Origin of the sequence: Alkalisalibacterium limincola (assembly GCF_008017755.1) — a bacterium.
GTDB classification, from domain to species: domain Bacteria; phylum Pseudomonadota; class Gammaproteobacteria; order Xanthomonadales; family Xanthomonadaceae; genus Alkalisalibacterium; species Alkalisalibacterium limincola.
Genome location: NZ_VRTS01000001.1, coordinates 22,371 through 37,391 on the forward strand (window position 1 = coordinate 22,371; position 15,021 = coordinate 37,391).

Sequence of the window (15,021 nt, forward strand, 5' to 3'; positions counted from 1 at the left end):
TCCAGAGTGCACCACTAACGCAGATCGTCGCACCGGATATCAGCGCCATTGCTCCGTCAAGGAAGTGCTGACCGACGAAAGCCAATGTAATTAGACTTGCCGCCGACACCACCATGCGAATAACTGCACGTGACCAATGGAAGCCGATCAGCCGGTATCCAACCCACGCCATGCCCGCTGTATAGAACAGATAGCAAAGGGCGAAAGCATACGCCGCGCCTACCACACCGTGCCGTGGCACCAGCCAAGTTGCCAGCAATGCCTGAAGGGACAGGAAGATAGCCTCCGTCGCCATGAACCAACGCCCCGCGCCCATCGAGAGCTGGATGAACCCCATCGGCCAGGACAGTACCCGTCCGAACACGCCCAGCACCATCCACACCAGCACATCCGCCGCAGGCGCGAACTCGGCCGAATAGAGCGCCCACACCACCCACTTCGCGATGCCAACGTGCCCAGCAACCCCGGCAGGGCCAGGAGTATGCCGATTTCGGTCTGTTCGTTGACCGCGCGCATCGCGGCCGCGCGGTCATGAATCACGGACGTCAAGCGCGGATAGAAGTCGGCGCCCATCGCGCCCAGCACGAAGCCCGCAAACAGGCCGGACAGAGCCCAAGCGGCCTGGTAGATGCCCGCCGCGTCCACGCCCAAGGTGCGCGCGATCAACGTGCGCGTGTACAGGTCAAGCGCAAGGGTGAGCACACCGCCCCACATCATCGCAGCGCCGAGCCCCAGAAGCGGCTTGGCTTCGGCGATGGCTACACTCCAGTCCATCGCCACCGCTGGCACTTCCACGCGGCGTGCAAACCACCAACTGCACAGCAAGGTCGCCGCCGCATTTGCCAGCAGCACCGGCACGATGCCGTCCTCGCGCAGCCAGGAGTACAGGGCGATGGTGATGGCGGTGTTAAGTACCGCCGCAGCCACCTGCACGCGGGCGATATCGCCGATCCGGCGCAACCCCTGCAACAAACCCAATTGCCCGTTGCTTACTGCAGTCAGCAGCAACATGCCGCCCAGCACCGCCAGCGCCCAGGCATGCTGCGTGGACTCGAACATCAGGCGGCTCAGAGGGATCGCCAGCGCGATGCTGGCCAGCCACCCCAATGCGCCGGTGGCCCAGACCAGCCGTCGCAACATGCGGACGGTGCGTGCCACGGCCTGCGGATCGTTCTTGCCCTGCGCCTGGGCGATCGCGCGCACCGCGCTGCCCTGCAAGCCAAGACCGGTGACGGTGCCCAGCAGGCTGGTAGCCGAGGTGTACAAGCCGATCACACCCACGCCTGCCGGCCCCAGCAGCACCGCAACCACCTTTACGCGGAGCAAAGCCACCAAATAGTTGATCGCCTGCGCGCCGCCAATGATGGAAGACGAGCGCAGGATCTGGCCGTAGGAATTGCCTTGGGACATGGGATCAAGCGGCTGCCCGCACCGCCTCCATCACCCGCGCCGCATCATCCATATGCAAATGCGGCCCCATCGGCAAACTCAACACTGCATCCGCCATGCGCGACGCAACCGGAAACGCGTCCGGCGCAAACCCCGCCTCCGCGTATGCGGCCTGCCTGTGCGGTGGAATCGGGTAATGGATCAGCGAACCCACGCCCGCCTCGGTCAACTTCGCCTGCAAGGCATCGCGCTGCGCATGCCGCACCACGAACAGGTGCCAAACGGGCTCCGCCCACGCGGGCACTTCAGGCAGAACCAAATCCGTCGCTGCCAGCCCGTCTAGATACTGGCGCGCGATGGCCGCACGCCTCACGTTCCATGCATCGAGATGCTTCAACTTGACGCGCAGCACCGCCGCCTGAACTGGATCCAGACGGCTGTTCCAGCCCTGCACTTCGTTGACATACTTCACCCGCGAACCGTAGTTGCGTAGGACGCGCAGACGGTCGGCGATAGTGGGATCGTTGGTGGTGACCGCGCCACCGTCGCCCAGCGCGCCCAGGTTCTTGCCGGGATAGAAGCTCCATGCAACCGCATCACCATGCCCGCCGATGCGCGTGCCCTTGTAACGCGCGCCATGAGCCTGCGCGCCGTCTTCCAGCACACGCAAACCGCGCTTGCGGGCGATGACGAGAATCGCATCCATGTCCGCAGGCTGGCCATACAGGTGCACCGGCAGGATGACCCTCGTGCGTGGCGTAATGGCGGCTTCGATCAGCGACGGATCGAGATTGTAGGTGCCCTCGACTGGCTCCACCGGCACCGGCGTCGCACCGCACTGGCTGACTGCGAGCCAAGTGGCGATGTAAGTGTTAGACGGGACGATAACCTCATCGCCCGGGCCGACTTCCATGGCGCGTAACGCCAAGTGCAGCGCATCCAGCCCATTGGCCACGCTGACGCAATGAGCCGCGCCGCACCATTGGGCGTATTCCGCTTCGAATGCATCGACTTCGGGCCCGAGGATGTACCAGCCCGAATCGACTACGCGGGCTATCGCCTCAGCGATCTCCTCGCGCAGTTCCACATGCGGAGCTTTTAGGTCGAGGAACGGGATCATGGCTTGGCGCCCACCAGTTGCAGGAATTCGCTGTAATCGCGGATGTAGTCGTTCGCGTCGTAGTAGTGCGAGGCGAAAACCAGCAGCACGGCATCGGGGGAATATTTGTACTGCGTGCCCCAGGTCATCGGGGGCATGTAAAAGCCGACATTGGGCCGATCTAGTACAAACTCTTCTTGGCGCTGACCATCATCACCAATCACCGAGATTCGGCCACGAACACAAACCAGAAATTGATGGCATTCGCGGTGCGCATGTTCACCACGCCTCTCCACCAACGGCACTTGATAGACGATGAAGTATCTGGCAACGGCGAATGGGATTTGCCGCTGAAACTCACCAACCGTCAAGTTCCCTCGCTCATCAATTACGTTCGGTAACTCTATGAGCTGGAATTCGTTATTCATGCATGCAGGCCCTCCACTCGGACCGATTTTGAAAGAAATTCCGGATAGCTCTGCAATGCAAAACGTATACGTTCATTACTGATAACGAAGTGCAAGTCGTCCTCTACCGCAATAATCTTATTTGCGCCAAAGCGCTCGTGAAAACTGACGACCTTTTCGTTCCCTGCTTTAACCGAGAAATGGCACTCGTGAAAACCGAGATGACGCAAGGCGTAGGCATATACCATGAGTGCGGACTCCATCGCCGCGCGCCGAGGCCGCCCATCTATCAGTATCCAAGAGCCCCAGCAAAAGCTTTTGCCTTGCGCGTCATAGAGGCGGACGGTGCCGATCGGCTTATTTTCACACTCGATAATGAAATAAGCTTGGCCTTCTGATGCGGCGTAGCGTTGGAGCCACGCGCGCTGCGCGCCGAGATCCTTCGTGGTTACACTGAGAAAGCGAGATTTTTCGGAATCAGTTCTCAATGAGAGGATGAACTCGGCATCGGACACCTTGGCGTCGCGGAATACGAGCGTATCCCCTACTATCCTAGCCGCCTTGCGGATCACCGGGGCACGATCAACCTTCGATTCATCCATGAACTTCAAAACCTTGAGGTGTTTTTACTAGAGCCTTTCCGCTGATGACCACCACGGCTTCCTGATTCGTGCACGTGGTCTCCAGAACCAATCTCCCGGGACGGGGTGTTTCAATTACTCGGGCCATAACTGTGATTCTGTCGCCAATGAAGACAGGCGCCTCAAATTTCAATTCCTGTTGCAAGTAGATGGCACCGGGCCCAGGCAGATCATTGGCGATTACGGCGCTGATATAGCTGGCTACCATCATCCCAGGGGCAATCCGCTTGCCAAAAATACTTTTTCGGGCAATAAATTCATCGGAGTGGATGGGATTTCGGTCGCCCGAAAGTTCCACAAACCGCTGGATATCGTCTGCGGTGATTTCGACTACTTTGATTGCGCCTCGGGATAGGTAAGGATCGTTGTTTACGTTCATCCAACTGTGCTCCGGTTTCGACCAGACATCAGGCTTCATTTATAAACCCGTTTGGATTCTGCTGCTGCCAACGCCAGACATCTGCGCACATCGCACTGAGTTCAAGCTTCGCGTGCCAGGACAGTCGTGCATTCGCCTCGAACGGATCGGCAGTTAACTCGGACACGTCGCCGGACCGCCGGTCTTCCACCTGCGAAGGAACTGGTCGCCCAGCCGCGATTTGGAACGCGTTTACCATCTCTCGTACGGAATAGCCGCGCCCCGTACCCAGATTGAACGCTTCGCATCCGGAGTGGGCCGCCGTGTAGTCCAGCGACTTTAGATGTGCCACGGCCAGGTCCACTACATGCAGGTAATCCCGAATGCCGGTGCCGTCTGGCGTCGGGTAGTCGTCACCGTAGATGCGCAGGAACTCTCGCTTGCCCACCGCCACCTGCGCGATATAGGGCATGAGGTTGTTGGGTTCGCCACGTGGATCTTCGCCAATGCGCCCGCTGGAATGGGCACCCACCGGGTTGAAATAGCGCAGCAGTACCGCGCTCACTTCCGGCCGCGCAGCACACCAGTCCTGGATGAGCTGTTCCATCACCAGCTTGGTCCGGCCGTAGGGGTTGGTCGCGCGCAGCGGCGCGTTTTCCTTGATCGGAACACTGTCCGGTTGACCGTATACCGTGGCGGACGAGGAGAAGATGAGGCGCTGCACACCATGTGCTTCCATAGCCTGCATCAGGGTGATGGTGCCGCCGATGTTGTTGTCGAAGTAGCGGAGCGGCTGTTCGCAGCTTTCGCCCACCGCTTTCAGTGCGGCGAAATGGATGACGGCATCGATACCGCCTTCGAAGACGCGGTCCAGGTCCGCGCGGTTGCGGATGTCGCCTTCCACGAAGCGCAGCGGTTTGCCGGCCAGTTCCTGCACGCGCTCCAGCGCGATGGCGGAACTGTTGCAGAGATTGTCGATGACGGTGACGGTGTGGCCGGCTTCCAGCAGAACCACGCAGGTGTGGCTGCCGATGTAGCCAGCGCCGCCAGTGACAAGAATTCTCACAAGAACGACTCCGCGCCAACTCTGCCCCGCACCGAACGCCCGCGCCCGATGCCGTACTCGGCCAGCCCAGCCGCTTCGACATCCGCCGGCTCGTAGACGTTGCGACCGTCGAACGCCACGCCATCGGCCAGCGCGGCCTTGACTCTGGTGAAGTCCGGGCTGCGGAACTGCTTCCACTCGGTCACCGTTACCATAGCGTCGGCACCCTGCAGTGCGTCGCCCGCCGAATCGCAGAGCACCAGGTCGTCGCGATCGCCAAAGATCCGACGGGCCTCGTCCATCGCTTGCGGGTCGTAGGCACGGAGCTGGCGCCCGCTTCCCACAACTGCTGCAGCAGGCGGCGGTTGGAGGCCTCGCGCATGTCAAGGGCGTGGGGGTTGCGCATGGAGGCGTTACAGCCGGCCGTCGACGGCATCGCGGGGCAATAGGCACTTCACGTCATACACCACGTTGCCCGCCGCACTGCCGAACGCCCGCACACCGTCCCCGCCCAACGTGCGGAACTCGTCATGCCCGACCGCCAGAACGATGGCGTCGTACACGCCCTGCTCCGGCTGGTCGATTGGGCTCAGGCCGTATTCGTGCCGCGTCTCGTCGGCATCCACCCACGGATCGAACACCTCGACCCGCGCGTTGTAGCTCTGCAGCGCCTGCACGATGTCCGTGACGCGGGTGTTGCGAAGGTCCGGGCAATTTTCCTTGAAGGCCAGGCCCAGCATCAGGATTCGCGCGCCCACAGGGTTGATGCCCTTGCGCACCATCAGCTTGATCACCTGGTCGGCCACATAGGCGCCCATGCCGTCGTTGGTACGCCGTCCCGCCAGGATCACATCCGGATGGTGCCCCACCTCCTGCGCCTTGTGCGTCAGGTAGTACGGGTCCACGCCAATGCAGTGCCCGCCCACCAGGCCGGGTCGGAACGGCAGAAAGTTCCACTTTGTTCCGGCCGCTTCCAGCACGTCCAGCGTGTCGATGCCCAGCTTGTTGAACAGGATGGCCAGGTCGTTCACCAGCGCGATATTCAGGTCGCGCTGGGTGTTCTCGATCACCTTGGCGGCCTCGGCCACCTTGATGCTGGGCGCCTTGTGGGTGCCGGCGGTGATCACGCGGCGGTACAGCGCGTCCACGAAGTCGGCCGCTTCCGGCGTCGAGCCTGAGGTCACCTTCAGGATGTTGGTGACGCGGTGTTCCTTGTCGCCGGGGTTGATGCGCTCGGGACTGTAGCCGCAGCTGAAGTCTTCGTTGAACGTCAGGCCCGACTCGCGCTCCAGCACCGGCACGCACACCTCTTCGGTGGCGCCGGGGTACACGGTGGATTCGTAGATCACCACGTCGCCGCGCTTGAGCGTCTTGCCGATCGTCTCGCTGGCCTTGATCAGCGGGGTCAGGTCGGGCCGCTTGGCGCTGTCGATCGGGGTGGGCACGGTGACGATGTACACGTTGGCTTGGGCCAAGTCGTCGCCGCTAGTGGTGTAGGTCAGCTGCTTGGCCTGGGCCAGCTCGTCGGGCTCCACTTCCAGGGTGTGGTCCCTGCCCTGCTTGAGCTCATCCACGCGGCCGGTGTTGATGTCGAAGCCCAGCGTATCGAACTGCTTGCCGAACTCCACCGCCAGCGGCAGGCCGACATAGCCCAGGCCGATGATGGCGATGCGGGTGGTGTCCAGGGTGGGAAGGGTGGCGCTCATGTGGGTGGTTTTCCTTTACCGGAAGGCTGGGGCGCCCCAAAGCACGCACGGCGCCGGGGTCGGCGCGAGGGAGGTCTTCGGGACGCGCTTGGCCGCTCAAACGGGCGTTCCAAGGGTCGGGGGACATTCTGACACGTCGATGTGACGTGAACAGCCCGGAAAAAGTCTGGTTTGTGGGCCGGTTCACACGGTGCAAGGGAGTTGGCGCGTTATTCGCCGAACTCGGGTAGGCTTCCGCGGCCCCTCCACGGGCGCCCAATCCACTCGACGCGCCTTCTGGGGAGAATCAACGCGTTACCGGTTTGCGCGGCCGGTAACGAACCTGCCTTGGATGGTGTCGTAAACTGCCAGGCATCTTTGGGGAACACCGGGGACGCTGTATATGAACGCATGGACTCGCGGGGCCGCCACGCGCGGCGGTTGCTTCATCGGGCTGTTGGGTGTGCTGCTGGTGGCCGGCACCGCACAGGCCCAGCGCATGGACCGGTCGGCGCCGCACGGCGACGCGAGCGAGCGTGCCGCCGGGCCGCAGCCGCAGGAGACGGAAACCACCCCCTGGCAGGGTGTGTCGCTGTGGCGCGGTGAAGGCATGGCGGTGGCGCTGAGCCCCACGCTGCCCGGCTGGGCCGCCGCCACGGTGGACCACCAGCTGGCCTGGGACCAGCACGCGGCGGTGTATTTCTCCGACGACTTCGGCGCCCAGTGGGACTGGGCCCGTATCAACGACCAGCGCGGCACCCCCAGCCCGGGCGCCCTGCACTTCCTGCCCAACGGCCGGCTGGTGTCCGGCGGCGTCGGCGTGGTGAATCGCAAGACCTCGCCCTCCTCAACCTGGAGCGGCTCGGGGATCGGCTTCCAGGACAGCCATGCCCATCAGATCGCCTCCTCCCGCGTGGACGGCACGCCGCTGATCGTGGCGGTGCGCGCCGCCCACGGCTGGCCGGGCGGCATCGTGCGCGGCGGGCAGTTCGGCATCGGCTTCATCGACATCACCCCGACCGGTTTCGACGATCACGACGGCACTGCGGTGGCGATGCATGCCACCAATATCGACCGCATGGCCGCGGCGCTGGTGTCGCCCCTCGGCGTGGTGTCGGTGATGCAGTCGCTGGACGGCGGCGGCAGCTGGCAGAACCTGACTTCGGGCCTGCCGGCCGGGGGCCAGGTGACGGCGCTGACCTATGTGGGTGACCGGCTGCTGGCGGCCGTGGACGGCCGCGGCGTGTACTCGCGCGCCTCCGGCGCGGGCACGGCCTGGACGCAGGTGGGCGGTGCTTCGGCGGTGCTGCACCGGGTGCACCGGCTGCATGTGGCCCACGCCAACCCGCAGCGCGTGTTCGCCGCCACCGCCAGTGGGCTCAGCACCAGCCACGACGGCGGGCTGAGCTGGCGCCACGCGGCCATCGGCACGGCCGGGCTGGACGTGCGCGGCGTGGACACCACGCCGCTGGATCCGGACCTGGTGCTGCTGGCCGTGGCCGGCGTGGGCACGATGGCCTCGGTCGATGGCGGGGCCAGCTTCGAGGCCAACGCGCAGGGCATCGCCGACGCGGTGGTGGACCAGGTGGCCGCGCATCCCACGCGACCGCTGCAGCTGGCGGCCACGGTGCAGCACAACGGGCGCTGGCGCCTGGTGGAAAGCTTTGATGGTGGCGAGGGCTGGGTGATGGCGCGCGGGGCGCCGGGCGATATCGCGCAGCTGTGGTTCGATCCGGAAGGGGGTCTGTGGGCCACCACGCACGGCCCCGACGACGCCCGGCCGCTGCACCGGCGCCTGGCCTCGGGACAGTGGCGGCGGGTGGAGCTGCATTCCCTGCACGCGGTGCACACCCTCGCCTTCGATCCGGGCACGCCGGGGCTGGTGTGGGCCGGCGGCGTGGGCTCGGTGCACGGGATGAGACGCGCAGTGACGTGGAGCAGCACCGACGGCGGCGACGCCTGGTGGCTGGAGTGGATCGGGCCGGCGTTCCATGCCGTGGCCAGCATCGGCCTGATGCCCGGCACCTCGGGCCAGCAGTTGCTGGTGTCCACCCGCAACCTGGGCGGGGGCATGCCGGCCCAGTTGCGGATCTCGCTCAATGGCGGGGGTGGATACCAGAGCATCGAGGGCACGCCGGCCGGTGACTGGTCGTCCATCGAGATGTGCACGCACGCGGGCAACGGCGGCACGGCGGTGCTGCACTTCCGCATGGAGCCGGACGGCGAGCCGCCCTACACGCTGCGCGGCCAGGACCTGGAGCAGATCGCCAGTGGCGGCGAGTGGGTCTATGAAGGAGGCCTCTACCAGGGCCTGCTGGGGGCGCCGGTGTGCCACCAGGAAGGCGACACGCTGCAGGTGTACACGCTGCTGGAAGGGTCGAACGACAGCGGCATGGTGGTCTTGCGCCCGACGTCCGCCGGCAACCTGGCCGCCTACGGCGAGTGGGACTTCGACGCCAAGCGGCCCTCCCGGGCCCATGCGCTGGCCTTCAACGATTCCGGCGTCTACCTGGCCAGCAACCGCGGGCTGTTCCGCAATACCGCGCCGGTGCAGGCCGATGCGCCGCAGTTCACCAACGCCAGCTCGGTCGACGGCCGCGCCCAGCGCATCGTCAGCCTGGCCTGGACCGCGGGCGGCGAGTGGGTCGACGTGCTGCGCGATGGCGAAGTGGTGGCCTCGCTGCGCAACAGCGGCAGCTTCTCCGAGCGCCTGCTGCGCGATGGCAGTGCGCCGGAATACCAGGTGTGCAATCGGTTTGGTGAGGGCTGCAGCGAGACGGTGACGCTGGCGCCCTGAGCGTCGGCGATTTGGCAGGAACCCGGCAGCGGGCTACGCTCCGGGTTCCATTGGGGAACACAACTGGGGAACACAATGATCACAAGGACGTGGCGCGTCGCCGCGATGGCGACGCTGGGGATGCTGTGCACGGGGGCGCTTCAGGCGCAGTCGCAGCCGGCACCGGAATGGACCTATCTGGGTGCGGCCCAGCCCGATGTCACCTCGCTGGTGACCTCACCGACGAACCCCGATTTCGTGCTGGCGCGCGTGAGCCGCGACAGCGCGCTCCCGGTGGCGCGCACTCTGTGGATGTCGCCTGATGGCGGCACCAACTGGCGGCCGGTGGAGGACGCCGGCATCTGGTTCGCGGCCAGCTGGCCTTCACCAGCGACGGCCGTGGCCTGGCCGCCGACGAGGGCGTGGTGCACATCAGCCAGATGGACGGCCTGTGGTGGCAGCCGTGGGTGCCTGCCCAGCCCTGGATGGTGTTCGAGGACGTATCCGTCGGCGCCGGCGACGTGGTCTATGCCACCGCGGCGGAGATGAGCGGCCCGTATCTGCACTGGGGCGTGTACGAGCTCGAGCTGGACGGTGACCAGCTGCATCCGCGCAACCCGCCACTGCCGCCCGAGCACCAGGGCATCAAGCTGCTGGAGGCCGACCCGGACCAGGCCGGCGTGGTGGTGGCGGTCAGCGACGTGTGGAACAGCCCGTGGCCGCAGGACCCGCGCCTGTGGGTGAGCACCGACGGTGGCCTGTCGTGGTCGGACCGCACCGCCACGATGCCCTCGCGCGAACTCTCCAGTCTGAGCTTCACCGACACCGGCTGGCTGGCGACCTTCACCTTCGACAACACCGGCGGCGAGCCGGGCGTGTACCGCAGCCTGGACCAGGGCCAGAGCTGGATCGCACTGGCACCGTACCTGCCTGACCTGGCCACCGACGCCGCGCAGGACCCCACCGATCCGCAGCGGCTGGTGGTGACGGGCGAGGACGGTCTGCACCTGAGCGAGGACGGCGGCTTGAATTGGCAGTCCGGCATGGCCGGCACCACCGGGCGCCATTTCTCCAGCGTGCAGTTCGCGCCGGGCGGCGGCGTGTACGTCACCGAGTTCCTGCAAGGCGGCCTGTTCCATGCCGATGCCTCGCTGCACACACTGCAGCGCATCGCCCCGCAGCTCGGGGCGATGGCCACCACGTCGGTGGCGATCAATCCGGCGGACCCGGTCGATGTGGCGGCGCTGGGCCACACCAGCATGTACAGCGTTGCCACGTCCGGGGATGGCGGCCTGACATGGGGGCCCGGGGGCGTGGCGCCCTACCATGCGCGCCAGGTGCGCTTCGGACCCGACGGACGCCTGTACCTGGCCGGTCGCAACCACAACAGCTCGCTGTTGGTGCGTGACGCCGACGGCAACTGGAGCGGACTGATGCCACACGTGGGCACCCTCTCCGACCTGCACTCGCTGGCCTTTGGCGCCAGCGCGCAGCACATGCTGGTGTCGGCAAGGATTTCGACGGGCTCGGGTTCCGAGAACCAGATCCGCCGCAGCACCGATGGCGGTGCGACGTGGTCGGTGGTGCATGCATCGTCGACGCCAGCGCGCGACGTGAGCGTGGTGCTCAATGGCTCCGGGCCGTCGGGTGGACGCTTCCTGACGCTGCTGGCCGACACCGTGCTGCACGATCCGATGCTGGTGCTGAGCACCGATGGCGGGCAGGTCTGGAACCCGGCGCGCGGGCTGCCCCAGGGGCTGCGGGGTGCGCAGGTGTGCACCACCGGTGCCGGTGCCCCGCGGGCCTACCTGGCCGCGCGCGAAAACAACCAGCAGCGCCTGTTCCGCAGCAGCGACGACGGTCTGACCTGGCAGCCCACCGCATGGCAGCCCGGCTGGCCGGGCGCGCACATCGGCCGGGTGACGGCCCTGCGGTGCGACCCGGACCGGGCCGACGTGGTGGTGATGGGCGGCGAGTACGGCACCGTGCTGCGCTCGACCGACGCCGGCGACAGCTTCGCGCTGCTGGGCGACGACCTGGCCCAACGCACCCATCGGATCAATGACTTCGCGGCCTCGCCGGCGGGGCTGCTGTATGCCGCCACCAATGAAGGCAGCTGGGCGGTGGAGCTGCCCGACGATGCGCCTGTCGGCCCCGGCAACTTGGTGGTGACCGCCACCGGTTCGCACGCCCGCCCCTGGATGACGCTGGAATGGGACGGTGGCCAGGAGCAGGTGATGGTGCGCCGCAATGGCGCGCTGCTGGCCGTGGTTGCGAACACCGGCAGCTTCCAGGACCGCCCCGCCCCGCGCGACATGCCCGCCAGCTACCAGGTGTGCAACGCCGATGGCAGCCACTGTACGGGGGCGGCTGCGGCACGCCGCTGACGACTTGGGCACGCGCAAGGAATGGCCCCGTGCATGCGGGCCATTCCTCTGCCGCACGCGGAAAGGGCGGCGCACCCGCGCGCCCGCCGGAACTGGAAAATTTCTGGTTTGGGCGCTGGATCCCACCCATGACGACACCCCTCGGGTAAGGTGCCCTGCGGGCCGACATGAGCCCGGGACATTCATAGGGGAACGACATGCTGGAAGCACTTGCCTTGGCCACGATCCTGGGCGGATCGGGACTCGTCTCAGAACCAAGGCAGGCTTCGCCGCGTCCGGTTCCCGCGGAAGCCGCATTGGCGGACTCACCCGGCTGGGAGACAGGAGGCCTGTCCGGCGGTGACGTCACGGCGCTTGCCATTTCCCCCACCGAGCCCGGCGAGGCATTCGCCGCAGTGCGCTGCCTGTTCGTCGACGGCTGCGAACTTCCGGTCTACCGGACTGCCGACCTGGGGGCGACATGGGACACGTTCCCGACCTGGTTTTATGAGAATTCCCTGTCCAAGCGTGCGGTGGTCACCCAGGAGGGCTACCTGCTGCTGGCCGACCGATCGGGCGTGCGCTTCCGCCACCCCATTGGGACCTGGTCCAGGGCCATCTTCTATCCCGCGCCCATCCGCTATGGCGAACCGGTCGACCTGGCCGTTAGCGCGCAGCTGGACGGGCCGGGCATGATCGCAGTCGCCCGCACCGAACTGGGTACCGGTGGCCTGGCCATGGCGAACGCGACGATCGGGATGTACCAGGACACCACCCCGGCACCCGCGGTGGGCCTGGACGGGTCCGCCGTGGCCATGCACCCGCAGCTGACCGACAACCGTGCCGCGGCCTTCCGCGGCGCCCAAGGCAATGCCCGGGTATTCCTCACCAGCGATGGCGGCACCACGTGGCTTGAACGCTCCGCCGGCTTGCCGGCAGCCCCGGTGGCGTCCATGGCCTATCAGGGCGTGCGCGTGGTGGCGGTCGTCGAGGGCCATGGCGTCTTCGCCATCCAGCCGGGGCAGACCGCCTGGTCGGCGATCACGTCCGCACAGGGCCCACTGCGCGCGGCCACCCGCATCGTGGTGTCTCCCCACGACACGCAGACCCTTTGGGTGGCCACCCGGGGCGGGCTGAGCCGCAGCCACGATGGCGGCGTGAACTGGCAGCACCAAGTGCCCGGAACGCGGGGACTGAACGTGCACGACATCGCGCCGAGCCCGACCGACCCCGAGCTGGTGCTGATTGGCACGGCTCATTGGGGCGTGCTGTCCTCGCTCGACGGCGGGCAATCGTTCGTGCTGTCCACCGACGGCATCCAGAACCTGGACGTGCGTGACGTCGCCGCCGCGCCGAGCGACCCGCGCCGCATGGCCGCCATCGTGCAGACCACGGCCGCGGCCCGGCTGATGGAGTCCTTCGATGCCGGCACCACCTGGCGGGTGGGTTTCTCCCTGCCCCGCCACACCCGTTCGCTGCACTTCGACCACCAGGGTCAGCTGCATGCGCTGGCCCGAGCCAATGCCGGCTCGGCCGCCACGCTGTACCGGCTGCAGGACGGACGCGCCTGGCAGGCGCTGCGTGCGCCGTTGCGCGGTGCGGACATCCAGGCCGTTCACTTCGACGCAGGCCAGGCCGGTGTCATCCGCGTGGCCGGTGCAGCGTCGACGGCCCCCGGCGCACGCGCGATGACCTGGAGCAGCCGCAACGGCGGCGTGGATTGGGAACTGGATTGGCAGGGCCCGCAGGACCACGTAGCCACACAGATCCTGGGCTTTGCCGATGACAACGGCGATTGGCTGCTGGTGCCCACCGCCAGCCGGGCCGACGCCGCCGGTGTCATCGCCATCAGCCACGACGAGGGCGCGACCTGGGCCGAAACGATCATGGGTTTCCCGCGCAGGGACCGCCACATCCAGTTGTGCCGCCACGACGGCAGCCAGACCGTGTTCGCCTACACCCGCAACGTCAACGGCTTCGGTGACCTGTTCACCTATGGCCTGGGGAGTGGCGCCGACGAATGGCAGCACGAGTCGGGAAGCGCGGGCCAGGCCAATGCCGGCTTTACCTGTGGCGATCCGGCCACCGAGGAGCTTTTCGTGGGCTCCGAGCAGCGCGTCGTCGAGTTCCACGATCCCGTGCTGCGCAAGGTGGCGGGAGAGCAGTTCGAGGCCTATGACGAGAACTTCCCGCTCAGGCCGCCCCACCGTGCCACGCGAATGATCCTGACCCCGGCCGGCCTGTTCCTGGGCAGCGAGAACGGCCTGTTCCGAAACCGCGCACCGGTGCACGCGCCCGCGCCGCACTCGCTGCAGGTGAGCGAGCAGCGCAGCCGGATGGCGCGCTCCATCGAGGTGACGTTCCAGGCGCAAGCGTCCTGGGTGCGGGTGCTGCGCGACGGCGAGGAAGTCTTCGTGGGCCCCAATGCGGGCAGCTTCTCCGAGCGCCGCCTGCTGGACGGATCCACGCCTGCCTACCAGGTGTGCAATGCGTTCACCGAAGGCTGCAGCGCGCCGGCCACGGCTTCGCGCTGAAACCCGAACACTACAGAGACCAACGATGACGACATGGATGATGGTGCTGGCCCTGGCCGCCGCAACGGACGGGGCGAATGCCCGCGCACGCCTGGCAGCCGGGCCTGCTGCCCCGCAGGTGGTGGTGGCGCAGGAGGACACGCCGCGCATGGCCGCGGAAGCTTCGCAGTGGACCTACCTGGGCCCGGACATGGCAACGATCGTCGAATTCGAGATCTCGCCGACGGACCCGGACCACATGCTGGTCGCAAACACACCGTTCTCCACCATCCCGCACAACAGCCAGATGCTCGAAACACGCTCGGGTGGTGAGCAGTGGCAGCCCATCGAGCCGCTTCGTGATGTGCAGGGGCTGGTCGGATTCATGGCCGATGGTCGCGCCGTGGTGGCTCGTAACGGCGTGTTTTCACAAGCACCTGGCGCATCCACCTGGACCCATCACCCCCGTCCCGGCGCGGGAACCGCGTTTTCCACCTATCACATGGCCATCAGCCGCCCTGACGGCACGGTCTGGGTGGCTGGCGAGGAGAACTTCCAACTACGCGTGTTCCGCATCGACGACCTCGATGCGACCTGGACCGATGTCACGCCCGCCGGCTCGACCGCGGAGGCGTACACGCAATAGCGCCCTCGCCCACGACCCCAGGCCTGGTGGCCATGGTGTTCTCAAGGCCGGGACACGACGGCATGCGCACGGCAGTGTCCACGGACGGAGGGAACA

11 protein-coding genes and 1 pseudogene are annotated in these 15,021 nt (G+C 66.4%); 4 read left to right on the forward strand and 8 right to left on the reverse strand.

From position 1 onward, the window contains the following. Positions 1 to 219: 219 nt before the first annotated feature. From FU658_RS00110 to tviB, 8 genes and pseudogenes are all read right to left on the reverse strand, one after another. Positions 220 to 1,410, reverse strand: coding sequence for an oligosaccharide flippase family protein (locus FU658_RS00110; RefSeq protein WP_147890254.1), 1,191 nt, complete (start codon positions 1,408 to 1,410; stop codon positions 220 to 222). Between the two features lie 4 nt (positions 1,411 to 1,414). Beyond that, on the reverse strand, positions 1,415 to 2,509 hold the full coding sequence (locus FU658_RS00115; RefSeq protein ID WP_147890255.1) for a DegT/DnrJ/EryC1/StrS family aminotransferase: 1,095 nt from the start codon (positions 2,507 to 2,509) through the stop codon (positions 1,415 to 1,417). After that, the gene (locus FU658_RS00120) at positions 2,506 to 2,916 is read right to left on the reverse strand and encodes a sugar 3,4-ketoisomerase (protein WP_147890256.1); all 411 of its coding nucleotides are present in this window, start codon (positions 2,914 to 2,916) and stop codon (positions 2,506 to 2,508) included. The genes FU658_RS00115 and FU658_RS00120 overlap by 4 nt, the downstream gene beginning before the upstream one ends. Beyond that, positions 2,913 to 3,497, reverse strand: a complete 585-nt coding sequence (locus FU658_RS00125) for a GNAT family N-acetyltransferase (protein WP_147890257.1) — start codon at positions 3,495 to 3,497, stop codon at positions 2,913 to 2,915. The genes FU658_RS00120 and FU658_RS00125 overlap by 4 nt, the downstream gene beginning before the upstream one ends. Next, positions 3,490 to 3,954, reverse strand: coding sequence for a MaoC family dehydratase (locus FU658_RS00130; RefSeq protein ID WP_222708318.1), 465 nt, complete (start codon positions 3,952 to 3,954; stop codon positions 3,490 to 3,492). The genes FU658_RS00125 and FU658_RS00130 overlap by 8 nt, the downstream gene beginning before the upstream one ends. Then, positions 3,944 to 4,960 (reverse strand): UDP-glucose 4-epimerase GalE, encoded by a 1,017-nt coding sequence (gene galE / locus FU658_RS00135; RefSeq protein WP_147890258.1) that lies wholly within the window; start codon positions 4,958 to 4,960, stop codon positions 3,944 to 3,946. Before galE ends, FU658_RS00130 begins: the two co-directional genes overlap by 11 nt. Then, a pseudogene (locus FU658_RS00140) lies at positions 4,957 to 5,336 on the reverse strand (UDP binding domain-containing protein); the annotation flags it as partial. The pseudogene FU658_RS00140 and the gene galE, both read right to left, overlap by 4 nt. Before the next feature lie 16 nt (positions 5,337 to 5,352). Continuing rightward, a complete protein-coding gene (gene tviB / locus FU658_RS00145) occupies positions 5,353 to 6,645 on the reverse strand; it encodes a Vi polysaccharide biosynthesis UDP-N-acetylglucosamine C-6 dehydrogenase TviB (protein ID WP_147890259.1) in 1,293 nt (430 codons plus the stop codon). Positions 6,646 to 7,027: 382 nt separating this feature from the next. On the opposite strand from tviB, the gene FU658_RS00150 reads away from it, so the two are divergent. The 4 genes from FU658_RS00150 (at position 7,028) to FU658_RS00165 (ending at position 14,925) form a co-directional block, all read left to right on the forward strand. Next, positions 7,028 to 9,421, forward strand: a complete 2,394-nt coding sequence (locus FU658_RS00150; RefSeq protein WP_147890260.1) for a beta propeller repeat protein — start codon at positions 7,028 to 7,030, stop codon at positions 9,419 to 9,421. A gap of 404 nt (positions 9,422 to 9,825) precedes the next feature. Next, positions 9,826 to 11,787, forward strand: a complete 1,962-nt coding sequence (locus FU658_RS00155) for a beta propeller repeat protein (protein ID WP_147890261.1) — start codon at positions 9,826 to 9,828, stop codon at positions 11,785 to 11,787. A gap of 296 nt (positions 11,788 to 12,083) precedes the next feature. Further along, a complete protein-coding gene (locus FU658_RS00160) occupies positions 12,084 to 14,300 on the forward strand; it encodes a beta propeller repeat protein (RefSeq protein ID WP_147890262.1) in 2,217 nt (738 codons plus the stop codon). A gap of 37 nt (positions 14,301 to 14,337) precedes the next feature. Then, positions 14,338 to 14,925, forward strand: coding sequence for a hypothetical protein (locus FU658_RS00165; RefSeq protein WP_187265831.1), 588 nt, complete (start codon positions 14,338 to 14,340; stop codon positions 14,923 to 14,925). Positions 14,926 to 15,021: the final 96 nt, after the last annotated feature.

Excerpts from the sequence above, each read along its gene's own strand:
- FU658_RS00110 (WP_147890254.1), bottom strand. The coding sequence starts at position 1,410 with ATGTCCCAAGGCAATTCCTACGGCCAGATCCTGCGCTCGTCTTCCATC.
- tviB (WP_147890259.1), bottom strand. The coding sequence starts at position 6,645 with ATGAGCGCCACCCTTCCCACCCTGGACACCACCCGCATCGCCATCATC.
- FU658_RS00125 (WP_147890257.1), bottom strand. The coding sequence starts at position 3,497 with ATGGATGAATCGAAGGTTGATCGTGCCCCGGTGATCCGCAAGGCGGCT.
- FU658_RS00120 (WP_147890256.1), bottom strand. The coding sequence starts at position 2,916 with ATGAATAACGAATTCCAGCTCATAGAGTTACCGAACGTAATTGATGAG.
- FU658_RS00165 (WP_187265831.1), top strand. The coding sequence starts at position 14,338 with ATGATGGTGCTGGCCCTGGCCGCCGCAACGGACGGGGCGAATGCCCGC.
- FU658_RS00150 (WP_147890260.1), top strand. The coding sequence starts at position 7,028 with ATGAACGCATGGACTCGCGGGGCCGCCACGCGCGGCGGTTGCTTCATC.
- FU658_RS00115 (WP_147890255.1), bottom strand. The coding sequence starts at position 2,509 with ATGATCCCGTTCCTCGACCTAAAAGCTCCGCATGTGGAACTGCGCGAG.
- FU658_RS00130 (WP_222708318.1), bottom strand. The coding sequence starts at position 3,954 with ATGAAGCCTGATGTCTGGTCGAAACCGGAGCACAGTTGGATGAACGTA.